Annotated in this window: 18 protein-coding genes; 12 read left to right on the top strand and 6 right to left on the bottom strand. The window is 59.2% G+C overall.

Annotated features, from left to right (window positions below; genetic code table 11):
- From SM130_RS11805 to SM130_RS11795, 3 genes are all read right to left on the bottom strand, one after another.
- Positions 1-1,962 carry a TonB-dependent receptor domain-containing protein gene (locus tag SM130_RS11805; protein ID WP_102825850.1) on the bottom strand — a complete coding sequence of 654 codons (1,962 nt, stop codon included), beginning with the start codon at positions 1,960-1,962 and terminating at the stop codon, positions 1-3.
- An 89-nt stretch (positions 1,963-2,051) separates the two neighbouring features.
- Positions 2,052-2,309, bottom strand: coding sequence for a type B 50S ribosomal protein L31 (locus SM130_RS11800; RefSeq protein ID WP_102825851.1), 258 nt, complete (start codon positions 2,307-2,309; stop codon positions 2,052-2,054).
- A 215-nt stretch (positions 2,310-2,524) separates the two neighbouring features.
- A complete protein-coding gene (locus tag SM130_RS11795) occupies positions 2,525-2,905 on the bottom strand; it encodes a MarR family winged helix-turn-helix transcriptional regulator (protein ID WP_102825852.1) in 381 nt (126 codons plus the stop codon).
- Positions 2,906-3,919: 1,014 nt separating this feature from the next.
- Here SM130_RS11795 and nirK point away from each other — a divergent pair.
- The 12 genes from nirK (at position 3,920) to SM130_RS11735 (ending at position 18,927) form a co-directional block, all read left to right on the top strand.
- The gene (gene nirK, locus SM130_RS11790; RefSeq protein WP_256044907.1) at positions 3,920-4,906 is read left to right on the top strand and encodes a copper-containing nitrite reductase; all 987 of its coding nucleotides are present in this window, start codon (positions 3,920-3,922) and stop codon (positions 4,904-4,906) included.
- Positions 4,907-4,949: 43 nt separating this feature from the next.
- Positions 4,950-5,075 carry a hypothetical protein gene (locus tag SM130_RS11785; RefSeq protein WP_256044908.1) on the top strand — a complete coding sequence of 42 codons (126 nt, stop codon included), beginning with the start codon at positions 4,950-4,952 and terminating at the stop codon, positions 5,073-5,075.
- 9 nt (positions 5,076-5,084) lie between these two features.
- The gene (locus SM130_RS11780) at positions 5,085-5,927 is read left to right on the top strand and encodes a c-type cytochrome (protein ID WP_102825853.1); all 843 of its coding nucleotides are present in this window, start codon (positions 5,085-5,087) and stop codon (positions 5,925-5,927) included.
- Positions 5,928-5,972: 45 nt separating this feature from the next.
- Positions 5,973-7,346 (top strand): cbb3-type cytochrome c oxidase subunit I, encoded by a 1,374-nt coding sequence (locus tag SM130_RS11775; RefSeq protein ID WP_102825854.1) that lies wholly within the window; start codon positions 5,973-5,975, stop codon positions 7,344-7,346.
- Entirely contained in the window at positions 7,343-8,158 is an 816-nt protein-coding gene (locus tag SM130_RS11770; RefSeq protein WP_102825855.1) for a CbbQ/NirQ/NorQ/GpvN family protein, read from the top strand. The genes SM130_RS11775 and SM130_RS11770 overlap by 4 nt, the downstream gene beginning before the upstream one ends.
- A 2-nt stretch (positions 8,159-8,160) precedes the next feature.
- Positions 8,161-10,179, top strand: a complete 2,019-nt coding sequence (locus tag SM130_RS11765; protein ID WP_102825856.1) for a nitric oxide reductase activation protein NorD — start codon at positions 8,161-8,163, stop codon at positions 10,177-10,179.
- A gap of 337 nt (positions 10,180-10,516) precedes the next feature.
- Positions 10,517-11,827 carry a trigger factor gene (gene tig / locus SM130_RS11760; protein ID WP_102825857.1) on the top strand — a complete coding sequence of 437 codons (1,311 nt, stop codon included), beginning with the start codon at positions 10,517-10,519 and terminating at the stop codon, positions 11,825-11,827.
- 89 nt (positions 11,828-11,916) lie between these two features.
- Positions 11,917-12,555, top strand: coding sequence for an ATP-dependent Clp endopeptidase proteolytic subunit ClpP (clpP, locus tag SM130_RS11755; RefSeq protein ID WP_102825858.1), 639 nt, complete (start codon positions 11,917-11,919; stop codon positions 12,553-12,555).
- Between the two features lie 97 nt (positions 12,556-12,652).
- Complete coding sequence (gene clpX, locus SM130_RS11750; protein WP_102825859.1) at positions 12,653-13,933, top strand: ATP-dependent Clp protease ATP-binding subunit ClpX; 1,281 nt, start codon at positions 12,653-12,655, stop codon at positions 13,931-13,933.
- 132 nt (positions 13,934-14,065) lie between these two features.
- Positions 14,066-16,462 (top strand): endopeptidase La, encoded by a 2,397-nt coding sequence (gene lon, locus SM130_RS11745; protein ID WP_102825860.1) that lies wholly within the window; start codon positions 14,066-14,068, stop codon positions 16,460-16,462.
- 130 nt (positions 16,463-16,592) lie between these two features.
- Positions 16,593-16,865 carry a nucleoid-associated protein HU-beta gene (gene hupB, locus SM130_RS11740; protein ID WP_003282502.1) on the top strand — a complete coding sequence of 91 codons (273 nt, stop codon included), beginning with the start codon at positions 16,593-16,595 and terminating at the stop codon, positions 16,863-16,865.
- Positions 16,866-17,070: 205 nt separating this feature from the next.
- Positions 17,071-18,927, top strand: coding sequence for a SurA N-terminal domain-containing protein (locus SM130_RS11735; RefSeq protein WP_102825861.1), 1,857 nt, complete (start codon positions 17,071-17,073; stop codon positions 18,925-18,927).
- A 107-nt stretch (positions 18,928-19,034) separates the two neighbouring features.
- On the opposite strand, the gene SM130_RS11730 is transcribed toward SM130_RS11735, so the two are convergent.
- The 3 genes from SM130_RS11730 to SM130_RS11720 are packed head-to-tail and all read right to left on the bottom strand — an operon-like array spanning position 19,035 to position 21,457.
- Entirely contained in the window at positions 19,035-19,880 is an 846-nt protein-coding gene (locus tag SM130_RS11730; protein ID WP_102825862.1) for a phosphoserine aminotransferase, read from the bottom strand.
- Positions 19,873-20,973 (bottom strand): 3-phosphoserine/phosphohydroxythreonine transaminase, encoded by a 1,101-nt coding sequence (gene serC / locus SM130_RS11725; protein ID WP_102825863.1) that lies wholly within the window; start codon positions 20,971-20,973, stop codon positions 19,873-19,875. The genes SM130_RS11730 and serC overlap by 8 nt, the downstream gene beginning before the upstream one ends.
- Entirely contained in the window at positions 20,954-21,457 is a 504-nt protein-coding gene (locus tag SM130_RS11720) for a urate hydroxylase PuuD (RefSeq protein WP_102825864.1), read from the bottom strand. Before SM130_RS11720 ends, serC begins: the two co-directional genes overlap by 20 nt.
- Positions 21,458-21,523 lie beyond the last annotated feature (66 nt).

The following is a 21,523-nucleotide window of genomic DNA, read 5'->3' as shown; positions in this document are numbered from 1 at the left end:
TCAGAAGCTCAGGCTCACACCGACGTGGTAAGTCCGCCCCGGTTCAGCGAAGGTGAAATTGTCGGATGCATCGCTGAAATCTTCGTCGGTGAGATTCTCTATGCCACCACGGATACTCAGGTTGTCCGTGAGGCGCTGGGTCAGCTCCAGGTGCCACAGGCTGTAGGCCGGTACTGCATAGGCGGTGTTGCTGGAATAGGTCAGCTGGCTGCCGACGTATTCGCCTCGCAGCTGCCCGCTAAAACGAGCGGTAGGCGCCCATTGCAATCGCGTGTTGGCCAGGTGGCGTGCGCGGTCACCCAGCCTGCGCCCAGCGCTGCGATCGATGGCATCAAGATAGGTGTAGTTCAGATCCCAATGCAGATTCGCGGGTAGATCCAGACCGCCGCCCAGCTCAAGACCGCGAATACGCGCTTTATCGACGTTATCGTAATTGCGTATCTCACGGCCACGCTGGCCGCAGTTCGCCACACATACCGTCTGGATCAGGCCACGAACGTTGTTTTGGAAAAGCCCCGCGTTCAGCGACCAGTCGCCTGCCTGATAATCCGCACTGAGCTCATAGGTGGTGTTGGTTTCGGGCTCGAGGTCCGGGTTGCCGAAGATGGTGAACATTCCACCGCCCCCAACCGCCGAGTAGCCTGGCGACAGCTGCTTGAGCGATGGCGCTTTGAAACCCCGGCCGCCGCCGCCTTTGATGGTCAGCTCATCGCTGAGATGATGGACGAGGTAGGTACGCGGGCTATTGTGCCAACCGTATTCCTCATGTCGGTCGAACCGATTCCCCAGCACCAGCGACCAGGTGGGATCGAGTTCGATTTCGTCCTGCATGAAGAGCGCGCGATGGATCATGCTCGCATCGCCGGCAGTGAACCCTCCGTCCTCCAGCTGCTCGTTGCGCCATTCGCCACCCAGGGTCACCAGATGCATCTCGGCTATCGGCACGCTCAAACTGCCATCGACAATGTCGTCGGTAAGCTCTTGGCGCGGCGACGTAGGTATGACCCCGCTAGTGAAACGGTTGGTGCGTTCCAGCGTGTTGCGATAGGCACGTAGCGAGCTTGCGCCCCACGACCAATCGCCGCTATGGGCGACAGAGAATCGCTCGCGCTCGATGCGATCGCTGGACTCGTAATCGACAGGCCTTGCACCCGCACGGCGCGTATTGCGCCAGCGATCTTCCAGGCCACTTGCGTAGGTAAAGTCGATGCGCTGGGCGGCGTCCGGCGTCCAGTTAAGGGTGGCGCTGCCGCTATGGGCATCACGGCCTTCGATTTCCGACAGGGCTGCATCGCGATGTCCTGGTGTTTCCTGCCGCCGCCGTGTCTCGCCACTCAGTGACAGGCCTAGCACGTCAGGTATCAGCGGGCCGCCGGCATAAACGCCTAGCTGATGGGTCTGGCCGCCCCGGTCATCCTCGCGCACACCACCATTGATCTGCGCTGCACCGTGCCAAGCGTCCGTGCTGCGACGGGTAATGACGTTGACCACACCGCCAAGCGCCTCGGAACCGTAAAGCGAGGACATTGGCCCGCGTATCACCTCGATCCGCTCTATGGCTTCCACCGGAACCCAGCCAAGATCGAAGTCAGCATGGGCCACGGCGCCGGTAGCTGTATTGACGCGCTGTCCATTCACCAGTACCAGCGTGTGCTCGCTTCCCATACCGCGAATGCTCACACCGCGGCGAGTCATGCCGACACCGGTGAACTGCAGGCCTGGGGTGCCACGCAAGGCATCTTCCAGATCCTGGACCGGACGCACGCTCAATTCTTCGCGAGTGATGACGGCGATGCTCGCTGGCGCATCACTCAACTGGCGCGCGGTAGAGGTCGCGGTAATCACAGTAGGCTCGAGATTCAGCGTTTTTTCAGCGCCAAGAGCCGTCAACGGCAAGCAGGCCAGAATGGAAAAGAGTCGAGCAGGAGTGCAAAGAACAGGACTGCTGTTACGGCGGGGCATCAAATCGTCTTCCTTGGCTGATGTGGGTACGACGAGGCGATGCGAGGCCGCTCCGACAGGGCGGCTTCGCATCTGGAAAGGCATTGCATTCAGTTCGTTTTGGTGAATCCGGCGAAGCGCTTGTTGAAGCCTGCAATGCGGCCTTCGGTGGTGGTCTTGCGTTGCTTGCCCGTATAGATCGGGTGCGACGCACTGGACACATCGAGTGCGATATAGGGGTAGCTATTGCCGTCAACGTGTTGATGGGTGCGATTGGTTTCGGCGGTCGAGCCGATCAAAAAATAGACATCCGCTGCGGTGTCGTGAAACAGCACCGGGCGGTAGTCGGGGTGAATGCTTGGTTTCATGAACGATCCCTCCTGATACAGCGTTTTGCCTGACGTTATAACATAACATCTGCGCAGTGGACGAGCTACCGCTGAGTTGAAATGGGCGCAAAAGAGGGACGGATGATTGATCTTGCGGTACACGCACTCGTGTCGGTACGACTACGTAATCTGGACGCTGAAGCTGTGCGACGCGAGGCCAACCTGGGCGCCCGCCGCTTGTTTTGTCTATGCGCTCAGTACAGCGACAGCCGGATGCCTTCCGGGGTCTGCCCACTGGCGCTAAGGATATTCGTCGGGATGCATTCGGCTTCAGTCTGCAGTGAGCGACCTTCCTCAGTCAGGCGTAATTCGACTACGCGCTCATCCGCGGTGCGGCGGGTTCGGGTGATGAACCCCGCAGCTTCAAGCCGTTTCAGTAAAGGCGTAAGCGAGCCCGGATCGGTCAGCAAGCGCGCACTGATATCCCCAACGGTGATGCCGTCGTCTTCCCAGAGCACCACCAGCATGGCCAGGTACTGCGGATAGGTTAGCCCGATACGTTGGAGCATGGGTTTGTAGACCTTTGTCATCAGCAGTGAGGTTGAATGCAATGCAAAGCAAAGCTGATTGTCCAGGCTGTAGGGCCGGGCAGGAGCGAGGCTTGGTCATGATCGAGTGGTCAGCGCGGGGTAAGGCGTAACGTTATCGCTCCACTTCCGGGTGCGCAAATGCATTGATTGCGATGGCGGTTGGCTGCGATGCAGCGTTGCGGACATGCACTGGAAATTCTGCCATTGCTCTGCAAAGGGCGAGGGCGCATATGCAAAGTCAACTTCCGTAACTTCTCGAGTTTTGACCCAATGGACTACTGATTGAATTGAGGAGCGCTCAGGTTGCGTTTACTCGCTGAAAATTTAGTTCATTTCAGCCGTAGCGCCGTTTTTATAAGGCCATATAAAGGTCCGCTACCGCTCATGCCTTGATATTCATTCAGGTGGGCATCTAGGCCTACCATCTGTCGGTTAGCAGATTGGCGTAATTCCTCGCTGGTATTAATCCCGCGCTTGTAAGGGCCTTGAATGCTTCACATAGCTTATTGATTGAAATCATGTCCATGGGTAGTAGGCATTAATCCCTTATCAATTAATTTGAATTATATTGATCGTCGGAAGGGCAGGCGGATTCTAAAGCGACGCCACTTATTTGCAGTGACTAGACTGACGACGGGATTAACTTCTTGCTTGAGAGGCTAGGCATGCGTCATTTATCCGTAGCTTTACTGCTCGCGTTACTTGTTATACCTACGAGCCTTTGGGCACAGACGAAATCCAGCAGCGATGTAAGTTACCGGCCGGACGTCACGATTACCCTGAGGACGGACATTGCCGATGGAAAGCTCGTTTACGTCAGTGAGTCCGGCCCGACCCGAGGGGAGGTGAATCCCGAGCTGCGCGTTCCGGAAGGCGCTGTGGTGCAGATCAACCTCGTCAATGGTGACGGGGCAATTCACGATATAGCAGTGCCAGAGTTCGATGCCGGTTCCAGCGAAATTTCCGGCAAGGGCGCCGCCACCACAATCGTATTCCGCGCCACCCAAGAGTGGCACCTTCGAGTACTACTGCACGCTTCCGGGACACAAGGCAGCCGGAATGTTCGGGAAGTTCATCGTTGGAGATGGCCCCGAGACGGTCGCCCAGCAAGGCAAGGATCTTTCCAAGAACCCCACACAGGTGGGCGAGCCGGTAGGCAATCGCGAACCGAAGAGTATCACCCTCGATCTGCGTACGACCGAGGAGGAGGGGCGGCTGAGCGATGGCAGCACCTACAAATTCTGGACCTTCGACGGCACGGTGCCGGGTCCGATGGTGCGTATTCGCGAGGGCGATACCGTCACGTTGAATCTCAGCAACGAGCCTGACAGTGCGCATATCCACTCCATCGATCTGCACGCGGTCACCGGGCCCGGCGGCGGTGCCGCAGTTACCCAGGTAGCGCCGGGTCAGACCCGATCTTTCACGTTCAAGGCGCTGCAGCCGGGCCTCTATGTCTATCACTGCGCCACTCCCATGGTGGCGCAGCACATCAGCAACGGCATGTATGGGTTGATCCTGGTCGAGCCTGAAGGTGGCCTGGCGAAAGTCGACCACGAGTTCTATGTGATGCAGGGGGAGCTGTACACGGCGAGCCCGAGAGGCGCGCGCGGGTTGCATGAGTTCTCGCTGGACATGCTGTTGCGCGAGACGCCGCAACATCTGATGTTCAACGGCGCAACCGACGCCCTGACCAGTATCCATCAGATGGAAGTCAACACTGGCGACAGCGTGCGCATCTTCTTCGGTGTTGGCGGCCCGAACCTGATTTCCAGCTTCCACGTGATTGGCGAAATCTTCGACAAGGTCTTCGACCAAGGCTCGCTCACCAGTCCGCCATTGACGGACGTGCAGACGACTCTGGTGCCGGCTGGCGGCGCGACCATGGTCGAGTTCGTCGCTGACTACCCAGGTAAATACATCCTGGTGGATCACGCCCTGTCGCGCGCCGAGAAAGGCCTGATGGGTGTATTGACGGTGAAGGGCGACGCGGACGCTTCGATCTTTTCCAGCCCCGAACCGATAGACCCACATTCCGGACACTGAGAGCGGTTTCCCATACGGCAGTTAATGCTGCGAAGGAGAAGACATGCAGGCTCGAAAGCTCTATGGCCCGTTGAAGATACTGAGTGTTGTTGTGCTGGTATTGATGTTTGGCGCAATGCTCTACGCGTTCACGATGACGCTCATCCACTGGACAGGCATCAATGTCTGAGGGCACGCCATGAACAACCGCCAAGCGAGGCTCTTCGCAATTGCCGCAACCGGTGTGGCCACGCTCGTGTTCATCGGGCTGACAGTGGACAGTCACCGGCAATTTCCCAAGCTGACCAATGCCGAGAACATCACGGCTGAGGTCAAGCACGGGATGGATGTCTGGCATAAGTACAACTGCATCAACTGCCACACGCTATTCGGTGAGGGCGCTTACTACGCGCCGGATCTGACCAAGATCACCCAGCACCGCGGTGAGCCTTATCTCAAGGCTTATATGCGTGATCCGTCCAAGTTCTACGACGAGAAGATCCATCGCCGGCTGATGCCCCAGCAGAATCTGGCCGAGGACGAGATCAGCGATTTGATCGCCTTTCTCGACTGGGTAAGCAAGGTCGACAACCAGGGGTGGCCGCCGCGGCCGATCCTGGTCACCGGCAGCTTCGTTCCGGGCGCCGACACCGGTGGTGGACAGCGTGACGACATGCCGGCCGGCGCGCGGCCGGTAGATGCAGACGATGACGAGCGTGCTTTGGGTGAGCAGGTGTTTCGTTCTGCAGTGCCTGCGTGCAACGCCTGCCACTCGATTGCGCCTGGGGCGAACATGGCGGGGCCGACCCTGGCGGGTCTTGCCACCCGCGCGGCGGAAATCGTCGCGTCTGCCGATTACACCGGGCAGGCCAGTGACGCTCGCGGCTATATCCGCGAATCCATCGTCACGCCCAGTGCGCACATCATCCCCGGCGCTATGTACTCGGCTGACGGCACATCGTTCATGCCGACAGGTTACGAGCAGAGCCTGACGGATGCGCAGATCGATCAACTGACGGCCTATCTCGAAACGCTCAAGTGACACGACGGCCAAGCCGACCCACGTTCGCTTCAAGGGGAAACTACGATGCGTTATCAGTCCCAATCGGTTGCTTACTGGTACTTCGCCGTCGCGATGGTGTTGTTCGGCCTGCAGCTGGTGTTCGGCCTGCTGTCGGCGACCAAGTACATCGGACCCGACCCGCTGCTTTACATCCTGCCGTTCGACGTGACCAAGGTCATCCACACCAACCTGCTGATCGTTTGGGTACTGACCGGCTTCATGGGGGCGACCTACTGGATGATTCCGGAAGAGTCTCGCGCCGAACTGCATAGCACCAAGCTGGCCTATGTACAGCTGGTGCTTTGGACGCTGATGGGCGTCACGGCGATCATCGGCTACCTGTTCCGCTACGGCACCGGCAACAAGCTGCTCGAACAGCCGCTGCCGCACAAGATCGTCATCGTCATCGTCATCTGCATGCTGATCTTCCTCTACAACATCGGCATGACGATCCGAAAATCAGGGCGTTTCACCACGACCGAAGCGGTGCTGATGATCGGCTTCGTCAGCGCTGCGCTGCTGTATTTGCCGGCACTGCTGCACTACGAGAACTACACGGTTTCCATCTTCTATCGTTGGTGGACGATTCACCTGTGGGTCGAAGGCGTCTGGATGATGATCATGGGTGGCTTCCTGGCCTATCTGCTGATCCGCTTGTCCGGCGCGGATCGGGAAGTCATGGAAAAGTGGCTGTATGTGATCGTCGGTCTGGTGTTTCTCGCCGGCATCCTCGGTACGGCGCACCATTATTACTGGGTCGGCGTGCCCACTTACTGGTTGCCCATCGGCGGATTTTTCAGCGCGCTGGAGCCGCTCGCACTCGTCGGCATGGCCGCCTATGCCTATGGCGCCATGCGTCGCTCGGGGCTGGCACATCCGAATACGCTGGCGTTGCACTGGACGATCGGCAGCGCGCTGTTCTCGCTATTCGGTGCAGGGCTGCTGGGCCTGGCGCACACGTGGCCGAGCGTCAATAAGTGGACCCACGGCACCTTGATCACTGCGATGCACGGCCATGCCGCGTTCTACGGTGCCTACGCGATGATCGTCATGGCGATGATCACCTACGCCTTGCCATCACTAACTGCCGGGCGCCGGGAGCAGGGCACTGCGCTCGGCTACTGGGCGTTCTGGCTGCAAATCACCGGCATGTTCGGCATGACGCTGTCGTTCGCCACGGCAGGCATCGCGCAGGTCTACCTGGAGCGGATCATGGGTATGGGCTATCTGGATGCACAGCTGAAAATTCAGATCCATTTCGTGATGCTCATTGCCACCGCGTCGCTGTTCACCGTGGGCGTAGCCCTGTTCATCTATGACTTCTTCCGCTACACACCACGCTTCGTCTTGAATGATACGGAGCCCGTGCTTGCAGAGACGGAGGTGCGCCCGACGTGACGTTGCCCGAACACCCGCCATTGGCGCAGGCAAGCGAGGGGGAACCGTTCTACGTAGCGAGCGGCAATGAAGTCGCGATGTTCGAGCGCTGCCATGCGCGTGGCCTGGCGGTCATGCTCAAAGGACCGACCGGCTGCGGCAAGACCCGCTTCGTCGAGCACATGGCCTGGCGGCTGGGCCGGCCGCTGATCACAGTGGCCTGCCACGATGACCTGTCGGCCAGCGATCTGATCGGGCGTTTCCTCATTCGCCATGACGGCACTGTCTGGCAGGACGGCCCTCTCACCCGAGCCGTACGTGAGGGGGCTATCTGCTATCTGGATGAAGTCGTCGAAGCGAGGCAGGACACCGTGGTCGTTCTGCACGCTCTTACCGATCATCGGCGTCTGCTGCCGATCGACAAGACCGGCGAATTGCTGATGGCCTCGCCGGGCTTCCAGTTGGTGATCTCCTACAATCCGGGCTATCAGCGCATGCTAAAGGATCTCAAGCCGAGCACGCGTCAGCGGTTCGTGGCGATGGACCTGGATTTTCCGGGGGAAGAGGAAGAGGCGAAGATCGTCCAGCGCGAGAGTGGTGTCGATGCACCGACCTCGCGTGCTTTGGTCACATTGGCGCGCAGGCTGCGAGCGCTGCGTGACCGTGGCTTGGCCGAGGTACCCAGCACCCGCCTGCTGATAGCTGCAGGCGCACTTTGTGCCGATGGCATAGCCGTGCGAGAAGCTTGCCTGGCGGCAATCGTATCGCCACTTTCGGACGACGAAGCGCTGGTCGGAGCGATGCGCGATCTGGTCGACGGAACATTCATCTAGGCATGGCCGAAGCTGAAGAGGTTCTCACCGATGCCGCGCGGCATGCGACCGTCTTCGCCCAGCGCCTCTGGCGTCGCTACAGCCCCGAGCCGAACGCACCAGCGAGCCTGCCGCTCAGCGAGGTGGCGGAGCGCCTGGAGCTGCTGCTGTCGGCGGTGTTCGGCAACAGCTATCGGCTGCGTATCGCCCAGCCGCCGGCACGACCGACATTGCTCGCCGACTGGTTCGGACGCAGCCCCAAACCGCAGCGGCTCGCTGCAGTACCGGCAACCGATGGTGCGAGTATCTGGTTGCCCCGCATGCTGGATATTTCTGACCGCCCGCTTGCGGCGACCCTCTATAAAGTGATGGCGTTGCAGCAGGCGATGCGCATCCGTCGCGGCAGTGCACTGTCGCAGTGGCGCAGCCTCCCACCACTTGCGGCGGCGCTGTACCAGCTGCTTGAAGCCCAAGCTGCCGAGCGTGAACTGCTGGAGGAAATGCCTGGGCTCGCTGGCCCGGTGCAGGCATTACGGGCCTGTGCACTTGCGCGTCGTCCAGCGCTGAATGCATTCGGTTCGGCACGACGCCCGCTGGAGGCTCGCGTGCGTGCGTTGCTGGTGGGTGAAACTGATGGTGTTCCGCATTCGTCTACGCCAGACGACTCATGCGAGCTGGCGGTTCGATTGTTGGCTCAATGGGGGTTGGCATCTGCTTCTGGAGAACGCATCGGTCAGGAGCCCCTATTCGCCGATTGGTGGACCGGCATGCTGTTGGCTCCCGTGTCACGCCATCACCATTCCGTCGCTGCTCAGAGTTCGTTCGACTCCACTCAGTCAGCGCCGCAGAGCGTGCGGCTCGAACGACGGCCCGATGTTCGCCAGGCGCGCCCTGATGAGGATGAGTCGGAGGAAAGCGGGCCGCTGATGATCCAGCTGGACGAGCCGCATCCCCATGCCGAAGACCCGATGGGCCTGCAGCGGCCCATCGATCGGGACGATGCGGATGCCGAGCTGTTCGGTGAAATGCTCGGCGATCTTCCACAGGCGCGTCTGGTGGCTTCACCCGGACAACCCAAGGAGGTGCTGCTGGCCGATGATCCACCAGATGCCTGGGCTAGCGTGCTTGCGCCCGGTTTTTCGGCTGCGCAACGAGGAATTGCCTATCCCGAGTGGGATTACCGTGAGCAGCATTACCGCGAACAGAGCGCCCTTGTGCAGGTGCGCACGGCTCCCCCGGGTAATCCAGCCTGGGTAGCGGAAACGCTCGAATCCCATCGAGGATTGCTCGAGGGGATTCGCCGCCGTTTCGAATTGCTGCGCACGCATCGGGTCTGGTTGCGTGGTCAGGTCGATGGAGACGAGCTGGATCTGGATGCCTATGTCGATGCACTCGCGAATCTGCGGGCCGGCAGCGGGCTGACGGATCGCCTGTACCGCACGCAACGTTGCGCTGAGCGAAATCTGGTCATCCTGCTGCTTATCGACGTCAGCGGATCGACGGACAGCTGGATATCACAAGGGCGGCGTGTAATAGATGTCGAGCGTGAAGCCCTGTTGTTAGTCAGCATCGCGCTGCAGAGCCTGGGTGCACCCTACGCGATACAGGCATTTTCAGGGCAGGGCAGGGAAGCGGTCGTGGTCCGCGATATCAAGATCTTCGAGGAGGCTTACGGGCAAGACGTAGCGCTGCGTATTGCCTCCCTGGAACCGGAGCATTACACCCGCTGCGGCGCGGCTATCCGTCATGCCAGCGCCGGCCTGATGCACCAGCCGGCAGCCCGTCGACTGCTGCTGGTGCTGTCCGATGGAAAGCCCAGTGACAACGACGATTACGAAGGCCGATATGGAATTGAGGATACCCGTCAGGCGGTACTGGAAGCGGTGCTGCAGGGAATATCGCCGTTCTGCCTGACCATCGACCGGCAGGCCAGCGCTTACCTGCCACGGATATTCGGCGCCACCCGTTACGCGCTGCTGCCCCGTCCGGACCTGCTGCCTACGGTGCTGCTCGACTGGATGAAGCGGCTTGTACAAGGCTAGCGCCCGGTGCAGCGCATCCAGACTTGTGGTCGGTACGCACGCTCAAGGGCGGAGACGCTGCCTGTTGAAAGTCTTCAGTAGGCAGCGTCTGTAGATACAGAGGGTGTTGGGTCGCACTGTCGTAGGTAGCGGGCAAACTGGAAAGTTGGAGCGATGGCAAGCATCAACGCGTCGCTGTGCTGGCTGGTGGTGCGCAGTTGTGACTTTCACTGGCTTGTCTAGCCGCCATTTGGCTCGTCGCGACAGGCAGGGTGACTTATGTCAATCGAGCCACTAGAATGCTTGCCCATTCTGGGGCCGGAACGCCCGGCTAATGTCTGTGCAACGAGGAAAATCCATGCAAGTTTCTGTTGAAAGCACCTCCGCTCTTGAGCGCCGCATGACCATCGGCGTGCCGGTCGAGCGTATCGAGACCGAAGTCAACAAGCGTCTGCAACAGACCGCCAGCCGTGCCAAGATCCCTGGTTTCCGCCCCGGCAAGGTGCCGATGAGCGTGATCCGTCAGCGTTACGAAGAAGCCGCCCGTCAAGAAGCGCTAGGTGACCTGATCCAGTCGAGTTTCTACGAAGCCGTCGTTGCCGAAAAACTGAATCCGGCCGGTGCCCCGTCCGTCGAGCCGAAAGTGTTCGAAAAGGGCAAGGACCTGGAATACGTCGCCACCTTCGAAGTGTTCCCCGAGTTTGAAGTTGCCGGTTTCGAGGCTATCGAAATCGAGCGTCTGCAGGCCGAAGTGGCCGACAGTGATGTCGACAACATGTTGGACATCCTGCGCAAGCAGAACACCCGTTTCGAGACTGTCGAGCGAGCTGCCGAGAGCGGCGACCAGCTGACCATCGACTTCGTCGGCAAGATCGACGGTGAAGTCTTCGCTGGTGGTTCGGCCACGGGCACTCAGCTGGTGCTGGGTTCGGGCCGCATGATTCCAGGCTTTGAAGATGCCCTGGTCGGCGCCAAGACTGGTGAAGAGCGCGTGATCAATCCGACCTTCCCCGAGGACTATCAGAACCTCGACCTGGCCGGCAAAACCGCCGAGTTCACCGTTACCGTGAACGCCATTGCCGCTCCGCAACTGCCCGAGCTGAATGACGAGTTCTTCGCCCAGTTCGGTGTTCAGGAAGGTGGCGTCGAAGGCTTCCGCGCCGAAGTTAAGAAGAACATGGAGCGCGAACTGCGCCAGGCTATCAAGACCAAGGTGAAGAACCAGGTCATGGAAGGTCTGGTAGCGGGCAATCCGATCGAAGTGCCCAAGGCACTGATCGACAACGAAGTGAACCGTCTGCGCACCCAGGCCGTTCAGCAGTTCGGCGGCAACATCAATCCCGAGCAGCTGCCGGCCGATCTGTTCCAGGAGCAGGCCAAGCGCCGCGTCGTGCTGGGGCTGATCGTCGCCGAAGTGGTCAAGCAGAAGGAGCTGAAGCCTGATGAAGCCCGCGTTCGCGAGCTGATCGAAGAAATGGCTTCAGCCTATCAGGAGCCTGAGCAGGTCGTTGCCTGGTACTACAAGAACGCCGAGCAATTGAACGAAGTTCGTTCGGTTGTGCTCGAAGAGCAAGTTGTAGATACTGTCCTGCAGCAGGCTAAAGTGACCGACAAGTCGGTCTCCTACGAAGAAGCTGTCAAACCTGCGGAAGCCCCGCAAGCAGCCTGATTTCTTCATATATTCGAGTGCACAAACATAAGCCAGCCTCGTGCTGGCTTATGTCTTTTGAGGCATGACATAGGGAGTATCGTTGGAACATGTCCCGCAATCCTTTTATGCAAGTTCCGGACATTCAGGCCGCCGGCGGCCTGGTCCCGATGGTGATCGAGCAGTCCGCTCGCGGCGAGCGCGCCTATGACATTTATTCCCGACTCCTCAAGGAGCGGGTGATCTTCATGGTTGGGCAGGTCGAAGACTACATGGCCAACCTGATCGTCGCGCAGATGCTGTTCCTCGAGGCTGAAAACCCCGAGAAAGACATTCACCTCTACATCAATTCCCCTGGTGGGTCGGTGACTGCCGGCATGTCGATCTACGACACCATGCAGTTCATCAAGCCGGATGTATCGACCATCTGCATCGGTCAGGCCTGCTCCATGGGTGCCTTGCTTCTGACAGGCGGTGCCGCGGGCAAGCGTTATTGCCTGCCACATTCACGCATGATGATCCACCAGCCATTGGGCGGATTCCAGGGTCAGGCTTCGGACATCGAGATTCATGCCCGGGAAATTCTGACTATCCGTGAACGCCTGAACAAGGTAATGGCTCACCATACCGGTCAGCCGATGGAAGTGATTGCCCGCGATACCGACCGCGACAACTTTATGAGCGGTGAGGAAGCCGTCAAGTACGGGTTGATCGACCAGGTTCTGACCCAGCGTCAAATGGCCGTCTGATCTCCGCAGCCTGCGATACGTGGCTGCTCCGTGGGCTTGAAAAAGCCCACGAATGCCTTCATCTTGTGTTTCAAGCCTTCCCGATTGGATCGATCGAATGACTGACACCCGCAACGGCGAGGACTCCGGCAAACTGCTTTATTGCTCTTTTTGCGGCAAAAGCCAGCATGAAGTACGCAAATTGATCGCCGGGCCCTCCGTTTTCATCTGCGACGAGTGCGTCGACCTGTGCAATGACATCATCCGCGAGGAGGTGCAGGAAGCGCAGGCCGAGAGCAACGCGCACAAACTGCCTGCGCCCAAGGAGATCAGCGGCATTCTCGACCAGTACGTCATTGGTCAGGAACGTGCCAAGAAGATCCTGGCGGTGGCCGTTTACAATCATTACAAGCGACTCAACCAGCGCGACAAGAAAGAAGAAGTCGAACTGGGCAAGAGCAATATTCTGCTGATCGGCCCAACCGGCTCCGGCAAGACGCTGCTGGCTGAGACTTTGGCACGTCTGCTAAATGTTCCGTTCACAATCGCTGATGCAACCACGCTTACCGAGGCGGGTTATGTAGGCGAGGACGTGGAAAACATCATCCAGAAGCTGTTGCAGAAGTGCGATTACGATGTCGAAAAAGCCCAGATGGGCATCGTCTACATCGACGAAATCGACAAAATCTCCCGCAAATCCGATAACCCCTCCATTACTCGTGACGTGTCCGGCGAAGGCGTGCAGCAGGCGCTGCTCAAGCTGATCGAGGGTACCGTTGCGTCCGTTCCTCCGCAGGGCGGTCGCAAGCACCCGCAGCAGGAATTCCTGCAGGTCGATACGCGTAACATCCTGTTCATTTGTGGTGGTGCGTTCGCAGGCTTGGAAAAAGTCATTCAGGGGCGCTCGACTCAGGGTGGAATCGGCTTCAATGCCGAGGTGCGTAGCAAAGATCCGGGCAAGAAGATCGGAGAAGCGCTGCGTGCTGTGGAGCCGGATGACCTGGTTAAGTTTGGCCTGATTCCCGAGTTCGTTGGTCGTCTGCCGGTAATTGCCACGCTCGATGAGCTCGATGAGGCAGCGTTGATTCAGATTCTGACCGAGCCGAAGAATGCGCTGACCAAGCAGTACGCCAAGCTATTCGAACTCGAGGGTGTGGATCTCGAATTCCGTCCAGACGCGCTTAAAGCTGTCGCGTCTCGCGCGCTTGAGCGCAAGACTGGCGCGCGCGGTCTGCGTTCAATTCTTGAGGGGGTATTGCTGAACACCATGTATGAGATTCCTTCGCAGAAGGAAGTCAGCAAGGTTGTCATCGATGAAAGCGTGATCGAAGGCACATCCCAGCCTTTGCTGATTTACGAGAACACCGAGCCGCCAGCTAAGGCGGCGCCTGAGGCGTAATCGAACAAAGGGGCCTACGGGCCCCTTTGCATTTGGTTCGGCGCCTTGTTTTTTGCGGTGCGTGCCCTCATCTTTGCTGCAAGGGTATTGCCCGTCCGTTTACCGCCGTATGGCCGTCGTAGAGCTTAATTTATGAAGACAACCATCGAATTGCCCCTTTTGCCGCTGCGCGATGTGGTGGTTTACCCGCACATGGTGATCCCGCTTTTCGTTGGCCGTGAAAAATCCATCGAAGCGCTCGAGTCTGCCATGTCCGGCGATAAGCAGATCCTTTTGCTGGCTCAGAAGAACCCGGCTGATGACGATCCGGTTGAAGATGCGTTGTATCGCGTTGGTACGGTGGCTACCGTGCTGCAGCTCCTCAAGCTGCCAGACGGCACCGTCAAGGTCTTGGTTGAAGGTGAGCAGCGTGGCGTGATCGAGCGCTTCGTCGACGTGGATGACCATTGCCGCGCTGAGGTTTCGCTGATCGAGGAAGCGGATGTAGAAGCGCGTGAATCCGAAGTCTTCACGCGTAGCCTGCTGAGCCAGTTCGAGCAGTACGTGCAGTTGGGCAAGAAGGTCCCCGCCGAGGTTTTGTCCTCCCTGAGCAGCATCGATGAGCCCGCGCGCCTGGTCGATACAATGGCTGCGCACATGGCGCTGAAGATCGAGCAGAAGCAGCAGATCCTCGAAATTACCGATTTGCCGGCCCGTGTTGAACACGTGCTGGCGCTGCTGGACGCGGAAATCGACCTGTTACAGGTTGAAAAGCGCATTCGCGGTCGCGTCAAAAAGCAAATGGAGCGCAGCCAGCGCGAGTACTACCTGAATGAGCAGATGAAGGCCATTCAGAAAGAACTTGGCGACATCGACGAAGGCCACAACGAAGTCGATGAGCTGAAAAAGCGTATCGAGAACGCCGGCTTGAGCAAGGACGCCTACACCAAGGCGCAGGCTGAGCTCAACAAGCTCAGGCAGATGTCTCCGATGTCAGCAGAGGCCACGGTTGTTCGCACCTATATCGACTGGCTGGTGAACGTGCCGTGGAAGGCCGCCAGCAAGGTGCGCCTGGATCTGGCCAAGGCTGAAGAGGTGCTCGACGCTGATCACTATGGCCTCGAAGAGGTCAAGGACCGCATTCTCGAGTATCTCGCCGTGCAGAAGCGGGTGAAGAAACTCAAAGGACCGGTTCTTTGTCTGGTCGGCCCGCCTGGTGTCGGTAAGACCTCGCTGGCCGAGTCCATTGCGCGCTCGACCAATCGCAAGTTCGTCCGCATGGCGCTCGGCGGTGTGCGCGATGAGGCGGAGATCCGCGGTCATCGCCGTACCTATATCGGCTCCATGCCCGGTCGTCTGATCCAGAAAATGACCAAGGTCGGAGTGCGTAACCCGCTGTTCCTGCTCGACGAAATCGACAAGATGGGCAGTGACATGCGCGGCGATCCGGCTTCGGCGCTGCTCGAGGTGCTGGACCCGGAGCAAAATCACAACTTCAACGACCACTACCTTGAAGTCGACTATGACCTCTCGGATGTGATGTTCCTCTGCACCGCCAATTCGATGAACATCCCCGCGCCGTTGCTCGATCGCATGGAAGTCATTCGGTTGCCGGGTTACACCGAAGACGAGAAGATCAATATTGCCACCCGTTACCTGGCGCCAAAGCAGATCGAGGCCAATGGCCTGAAGAAAACCGAGCTGGAGTTTCAGGAAGCGGCGATTCGCGACATCATCCGCTACTACACCCGCGAGGCGGGCGTGCGCAGCCTCGAGCGCCAGTTGGCCAAGGTATGTCGCAAGGTCGTCAAGGAACATGCTGCGGAGAAGCGTTTCCACGTTGTCGTGGATGCCGATTCGCTGGAGCACTTCCTGGGCGTGCGCAAGTTCCGCTATGGCCTTGCAGAGCAACAGGACCAGGTAGGGCAGGTGACCGGTCTGGCATGGACTCAGGTCGGTGGTGAACTGCTTACTATCGAGGCCGCGGTGGTGCCTGGCAAAGGCCGGCTGACCAAGACCGGCTCGCTGGGTGAGGTCATGGCTGAATCGATCACAGCTGCGCTGACAGTGGTTCGCAGCCGTGCTGCCAGCCTGGGTATAGCGGCCGATTTCCATGAGAAACAGGACATTCATATCCACGTGCCTGAGGGTGCGACGCCGAAGGACGGTCCGAGTGCAGGTGTCGGTATGTGCACTGCACTGGTTTCCGCTCTGACCCAGATCCCGGTGCGCGCCGATGTCGCAATGACGGGTGAAATCACGTTGCGCGGCCAAGTGCTTGCAATTGGCGGATTGAAGGAAAAGCTCCTTGCTGCTCATCGTGGCGGGATCAAGACCGTGATCATTCCGGAAGAAAATCAGCGTGATCTAAAAGAGATTCCTGAAAATATTAAGCAGGACCTGCAGATTAAACCGGTGAAGTGGATTGACGAGGTCCTGCAAATTGCGCTGCAATACGCGCCGGAGCCCTTGCCTGATGCGGCTCCCGAGATTGTTGCAAAGGACGACAAGCGCGAGCCTGATTCCAAGGAGCGAATCAGCACGCATTAGTCTGGACGGCCACGTTGACACACTTCAGGTGCCCTTGTTTAATCGGCCTCTTGTGTCATTGCCATCTAGCACCGCTTTGCTTACACCCGAAAATTAAAGATACGACTCAACAGAAATAAGGGGACTTAGAGTGAACAAGTCGGAACTGATCGATGCTATCGCTGCATCTGCTGATATCCCAAAAGCTGTTGCTGGCCGCGCGCTGGATGCAGTGATCGAATCCGTCACCGGTGCCCTGAAGGCTGGTGACTCCGTTGTACTGGTTGGTTTCGGTACTTTCGCTGTCAAGGAGCGCGCTGCGCGCACCGGTCGCAACCCGCAGACTGGCAAGCCGATCAACATCGCCGCTGCCAAGATCCCGGGCTTCAAAGCTGGCAAGGCGTTGAAAGACGCTGTTAACTAAGCGTGTTTCAGCCCGGCCAGGCAGTTTGCGCTGTTCTGGCTCGGGGCGGTTGTTGAGCAGGCCTGGCCTGCTGCAGTCTGGCTTGGGGGAATAAGCCCAACCGCTCCAAAAGCTCCGAGAAGGCGCATCCCTGGATGCGCCTTTCTTTTATCCGGTTTCCACCCGCGTTGCGCATTCGATCGCGCCGCAGACTCCTGGGGGTCGCATGCTTCAGAACATCAGGGACAATTCACAAGGCTGGATAGCCAAAACCATCATCGGGGTCATTGTGGTGCTGCTGGCGCTGACCGGCTTCGATGCCATCTTCAATGCTGCCAGCAACAGTCAGAACGCCGCGGCGGTCAACGGCGAGGAGATTTCCCGCTACGACCTCGACCAGGCGATGAACATGCAGCGGCGCCAACTGGCCCAGCAACTTGGTCAGGATTTCGATGCCTCGCTGCTCGATGACCGGCTGCTGCGCGATTCGGCACTCAGCTCGCTGATCGATCGCATGCTGCTTTTGCAAGGCGCCAAGAGCGCGAATTTCGCTTTCTCTCGTGAAGCGCTGGATCAGTTGATCCTGCAAACCCCCGAATTTCAGGTTGAAGGTGCTTTCAGCCCTGCACGTTTCGATCAGGTGATTCAGCAGATGGGGTATTCCCGTCTTCAGTTCCGTCAGTTGCTTGAGCAGGAAATGCTGATTGGGCAGCTGCGTGCGGGCATCTCAGGCACCGGTTTCGTTACTGATCAGCAGGTCGAGAATTTTGCACGGCTGGAAATGCAGACTCGTGATTTCGCCACGTTCACCGTGCCCGCGCAAAACGACACGATCGACGTCAGCGACGAGCAGATCCAGGAATACTACGAAGCCAACGCTGACCGTTTCCGAACGCCCGAGCAAGTCATCGTCGAATACGTTGAGTTGAAAAAAGAGTCGTTCTTCGATCAGGTTGAAGCGTCCGACGAAGAGCTGCAGGAGTTGTATCAGAAGCAAATCGCCAACCTGGCCGAGCAGCGTCGCGCTGCGCACATCCTGGTAGAGACCGGTGGCGAGCTAAGCGACGCTGACGCCAAGGCGAAAATCGAGGACGTCGCGGCGCGGGTGAAAGCCGGCGAAGATTTCGCCTTCGTAGCCAAGGAAGTCTCGCAGGATCCGGGTTCCGCCAACGAGGGTGGGGATCTGGGCTTTGCTGGCCCGGGCGTGTACGACCCTGCGTTCGAAGATGCGCTCTATGCGTTGGGCGAAGGGGAGGTCTCTGCGCCGGTGCGGTCCGAGTTCGGTTGGCACATTATCAAGCTGCTGGGCGTTCAGTCGCCCGAGGTGCCGTCTTTCGAGAGCATGAAGCCCGAACTGGTTCGTGAACTCAAGGCACAGCAGGTTGAGCAGCGTTTTGTGGAAACCAGCAAGCAGCTGGAAGATTCTGCTTTCGAAGCGTCTGACTTGGCCCAGCCGGCCCAGGAACTCGGCTTGATGGTACAGACCACCGAAGCGTTCGGCCGTGATGGTGGCGAAGGCATCGCCGCCAATCGGCAAGTGATCCAGGCGGCCTTTAGTGAAGAGGTTCTGGTCGATGGCACCAACAGTGGCGTCATCGAGCTTGATCCCGATACCTCCATTGCATTGCGTGTGAAGGAGCACTTGAAGCCCGCAGCCATTCCGCTTGCCGATGTACGTGACGACATCGTGCAGCAGCTTCAACGCAGCCTGGCAGCTGAAACGGCCCGTGCCCAAGGTGAGCAACTACTGGCGGATCTACGCCAGGGGCAGCAGCCTGATGGGCAGTGGCAATCGGTTGAAGCCGCCTCCCGTAGCCAGGAAGGCGTCGCGCCAGCGCTGTTGCAGACCGTATTCCGCATGCCGCGTCCGAAGCAACAGGATAAGCCGAACTATTCCGGCGTTGCGTTGAGCAATGGGGACTATGTCGTGGTGCGTTTGAATGGCGTCAACGAATCAGAAGCCTCGCTATCCGATGAGGAGAAGCTGAATTACCAGCGCTTCCTGGCCTCTCGCGTTGGTCAGCAGGACTTCGCAGCGTTTCGCCAGAAGTTGCAAGCCGAGGCGGATATCGAACGGTTCTGACCTCGGGCTCGCCTCAAGGTTATTGAGCGTGTTGGCTAGGTCCATCACGTAGGCTACGCCCCGACTGGTTCGGGGCGTTGTCGTTTCCGCAAGCCGGTTTTTCTCGGTCACCGAAGCAGCCGGTGCGCCAGCCATGGTCCCTGACGCAGCAGCGCGGTGTGAACCTGCACCAGTTCGGCACCGGCGCTCATGCGCGCTCGCAGGTGGGTCGCCGTCTGGATGCCGCCGACCGACATCAGTGCCATATTCTCGCCGCAAAAACGCCGCAAGTGTTCTATCTGCTCGCACGCTTGCGCCTGCTGTCGCGGATCCTGCCAGGCGCGATAGCGTTCGCGTGTCGCTGGAGGCCCTGGGTCATGTGCCGCTAGCAGCCCGTCAAATCTTAGGTCGAGAAGCAAGCCCGCTAGCGAGAAGGGGATCTGCTCTGGCAGGCAGCGCAGCTTCGCTGCCAGCGGTACCCGACGGTTGCCTGCCAGATTCAGCTGGTGGTTTTCTTCACGGAGGGCGGCGAGAAGGTTGCGTAGCCGTACAGTCTGGGAAAGCAGCGGCGCGCTGGCCGGGCTGATCAGGTTCAGCACCAGATAGTCGGCATGCGGCCAGGCGTTGCGCAGCAGCGCACAGGTCTCGGCTGCCGAGCGCCTCGCATCCAGGGTTAGATTGATTCCGAGACGCGCCTCGCCACGCGGAAACGGTTGCAGTTGCGTCAGTCCAGCCGCAGCCAGGCTGCCGATCTCGTTGAACCCGAAGCCCAGCGCTGCGACCCGCCGGGCAAGCCGCCCGTTGCGATCGAAGCCGGCAGCAATACCTAAGGGTGACGGAAAGCTCAGGCCCATTACCAAAAGTGAACGGCTGGGTACGGCGCGCGGCAGACGACATGCAATGTCAGCGAGCACCAAAGCAAAACGTTGTGTCAGTGAACTGCGCAGAGCGTGGGCGCCGCCTTTTCTATCCATGAAGGCGCTCGAAATGGGTCATGAACTTCACCAGGTGCGTTACTCCAGTCAGTGGCATCGCGTTGTAGAGGCTGGCTCGTATGCCGCCGGTTGCTGCGTGCCCACGAAGGTTGGCCAGGCCGTTCTGCTCGGCATGGCTCAGGAAGGTTTCGGTAAGCCCAGGATCACTGAGTTGGAAACAAACATTGATTGGCGAACGGTCCGCGGGACTTTGCTGACATCGAAAGAGTTCGCTGGCTTCAATGCAGCGGTACAAAAGCTCGCTTCTTTGCTGTGCCACGCGGGCCATTGCGGCAACGCCGCCCTTATGGGCGACCCAGCGCAACATCAGCCCGGTTACGTAGAGCGCGAAGGTCGGTGGCGTGTTGAAGCGACTCTGTTGCTCGGCCTGAAGCGCATAACTGAACGCTGCCGGTAATCCCGCTGGGGGCGCTCGCAGCAGATCGTCGCGGATGATCACCATGCACAGCCCGGCCACGCCGAGATTCTTCTGGGTGCTGGTGTAGATCAGCCCGAAACGCTCGATCGGAAGCGGCCGGGTGAGCAAGTCGGAGGTCATATCCGCCACCAACGGTACCGACAGTTCCGGAAACTCCTGCAGTTGCAGCCCGTTCGCGGTTTCGTTGCTGGTGATATGGCAATAGCCGGCATCGCTATCAAGGCGCCAGTGGTCGATTGCGGGGAGGGCGACAAAGGCCTGACCTGCGCCGCTGGCAATTACATTGACTGGCGAATGACGGCGGGCCTCGTTGATTGCCTTGCGCGCCCAGTGGCCACTTTCCAGATAGTCCGCGCTCTGGCCCGGGCGCAGCAGGTTGAGCGGCAACAGGCCGAACTGCGCCGAGGCACCGCCTTGCATGAAGAGCACGCGATAGTTGTCTGGGATCGTCAGTAATGCGCGTAGGTCGGCCTCGGTCTCGGCCATCAGTTGCTTGAAGGCGGTGCTGGTAAACGGCTGCTCAAGCACGGAAGAGCCGGTATTACGCCAATTCGGCAGTTCCTCGCGAATCTGTTCCAGCACCTCTTCGGGCAACATCGCCGGACCAGAGGCGAAGTTGTAGCGTTCGGGCTGCTCAGAAGAGGTACAAGCCATGACCACCACTCGCCATCAGGAACAGCAGGGGAAAGGACAAAATGGTGTTGCTGCGCGAGGAGAGGAAGGTAATCCGCGAACAGCGCACCCGTTCTTCCAATGTCGCAGGGACAAAGCCGAGCAGCTTCTTCTGATGCGGCCAGAGCACCAGCCAAAGGTTGAGCAGCATCAACGTGCCAATCCATGCACCCAGGCCGATCACCGCCAGAGGACCTTGCAGCATGAGGGCATCGACCAGCCAGCCGCGCTGCCAGAGCATGAAGATCCCAGACATCCAGACCACCAAGGATGCGTAGCGGAAGATGCCGTGTTCGCGCTTCATCCGTGCTTCCAGATCGCAGTTCAGCGTCGCGGTGTCGATGCCGTTCTGCAGTGGCACGAAGCGCGGGTTCTGGATGAAGTTGGCGTAGTTGTGACCGACCCAGACCAGGGCAAACAGTAGGTGTGCGTAGCGGGCCAGCAGATCGAACGCGGGTAGCTGCATGGCTCAGCCCACCAGCCCGTAACGCAGCAGCAGGTAACAGCCGAGCGTGAGCAGGAGTCCTGCGCT

The sequence above is a fragment of the Stutzerimonas stutzeri genome (assembly GCF_038561965.1).
GTDB lineage: Bacteria > Pseudomonadota > Gammaproteobacteria > Pseudomonadales > Pseudomonadaceae > Stutzerimonas > Stutzerimonas stutzeri_AA.
This window is presented reverse-complemented; position numbering and strand designations above follow the sequence as displayed.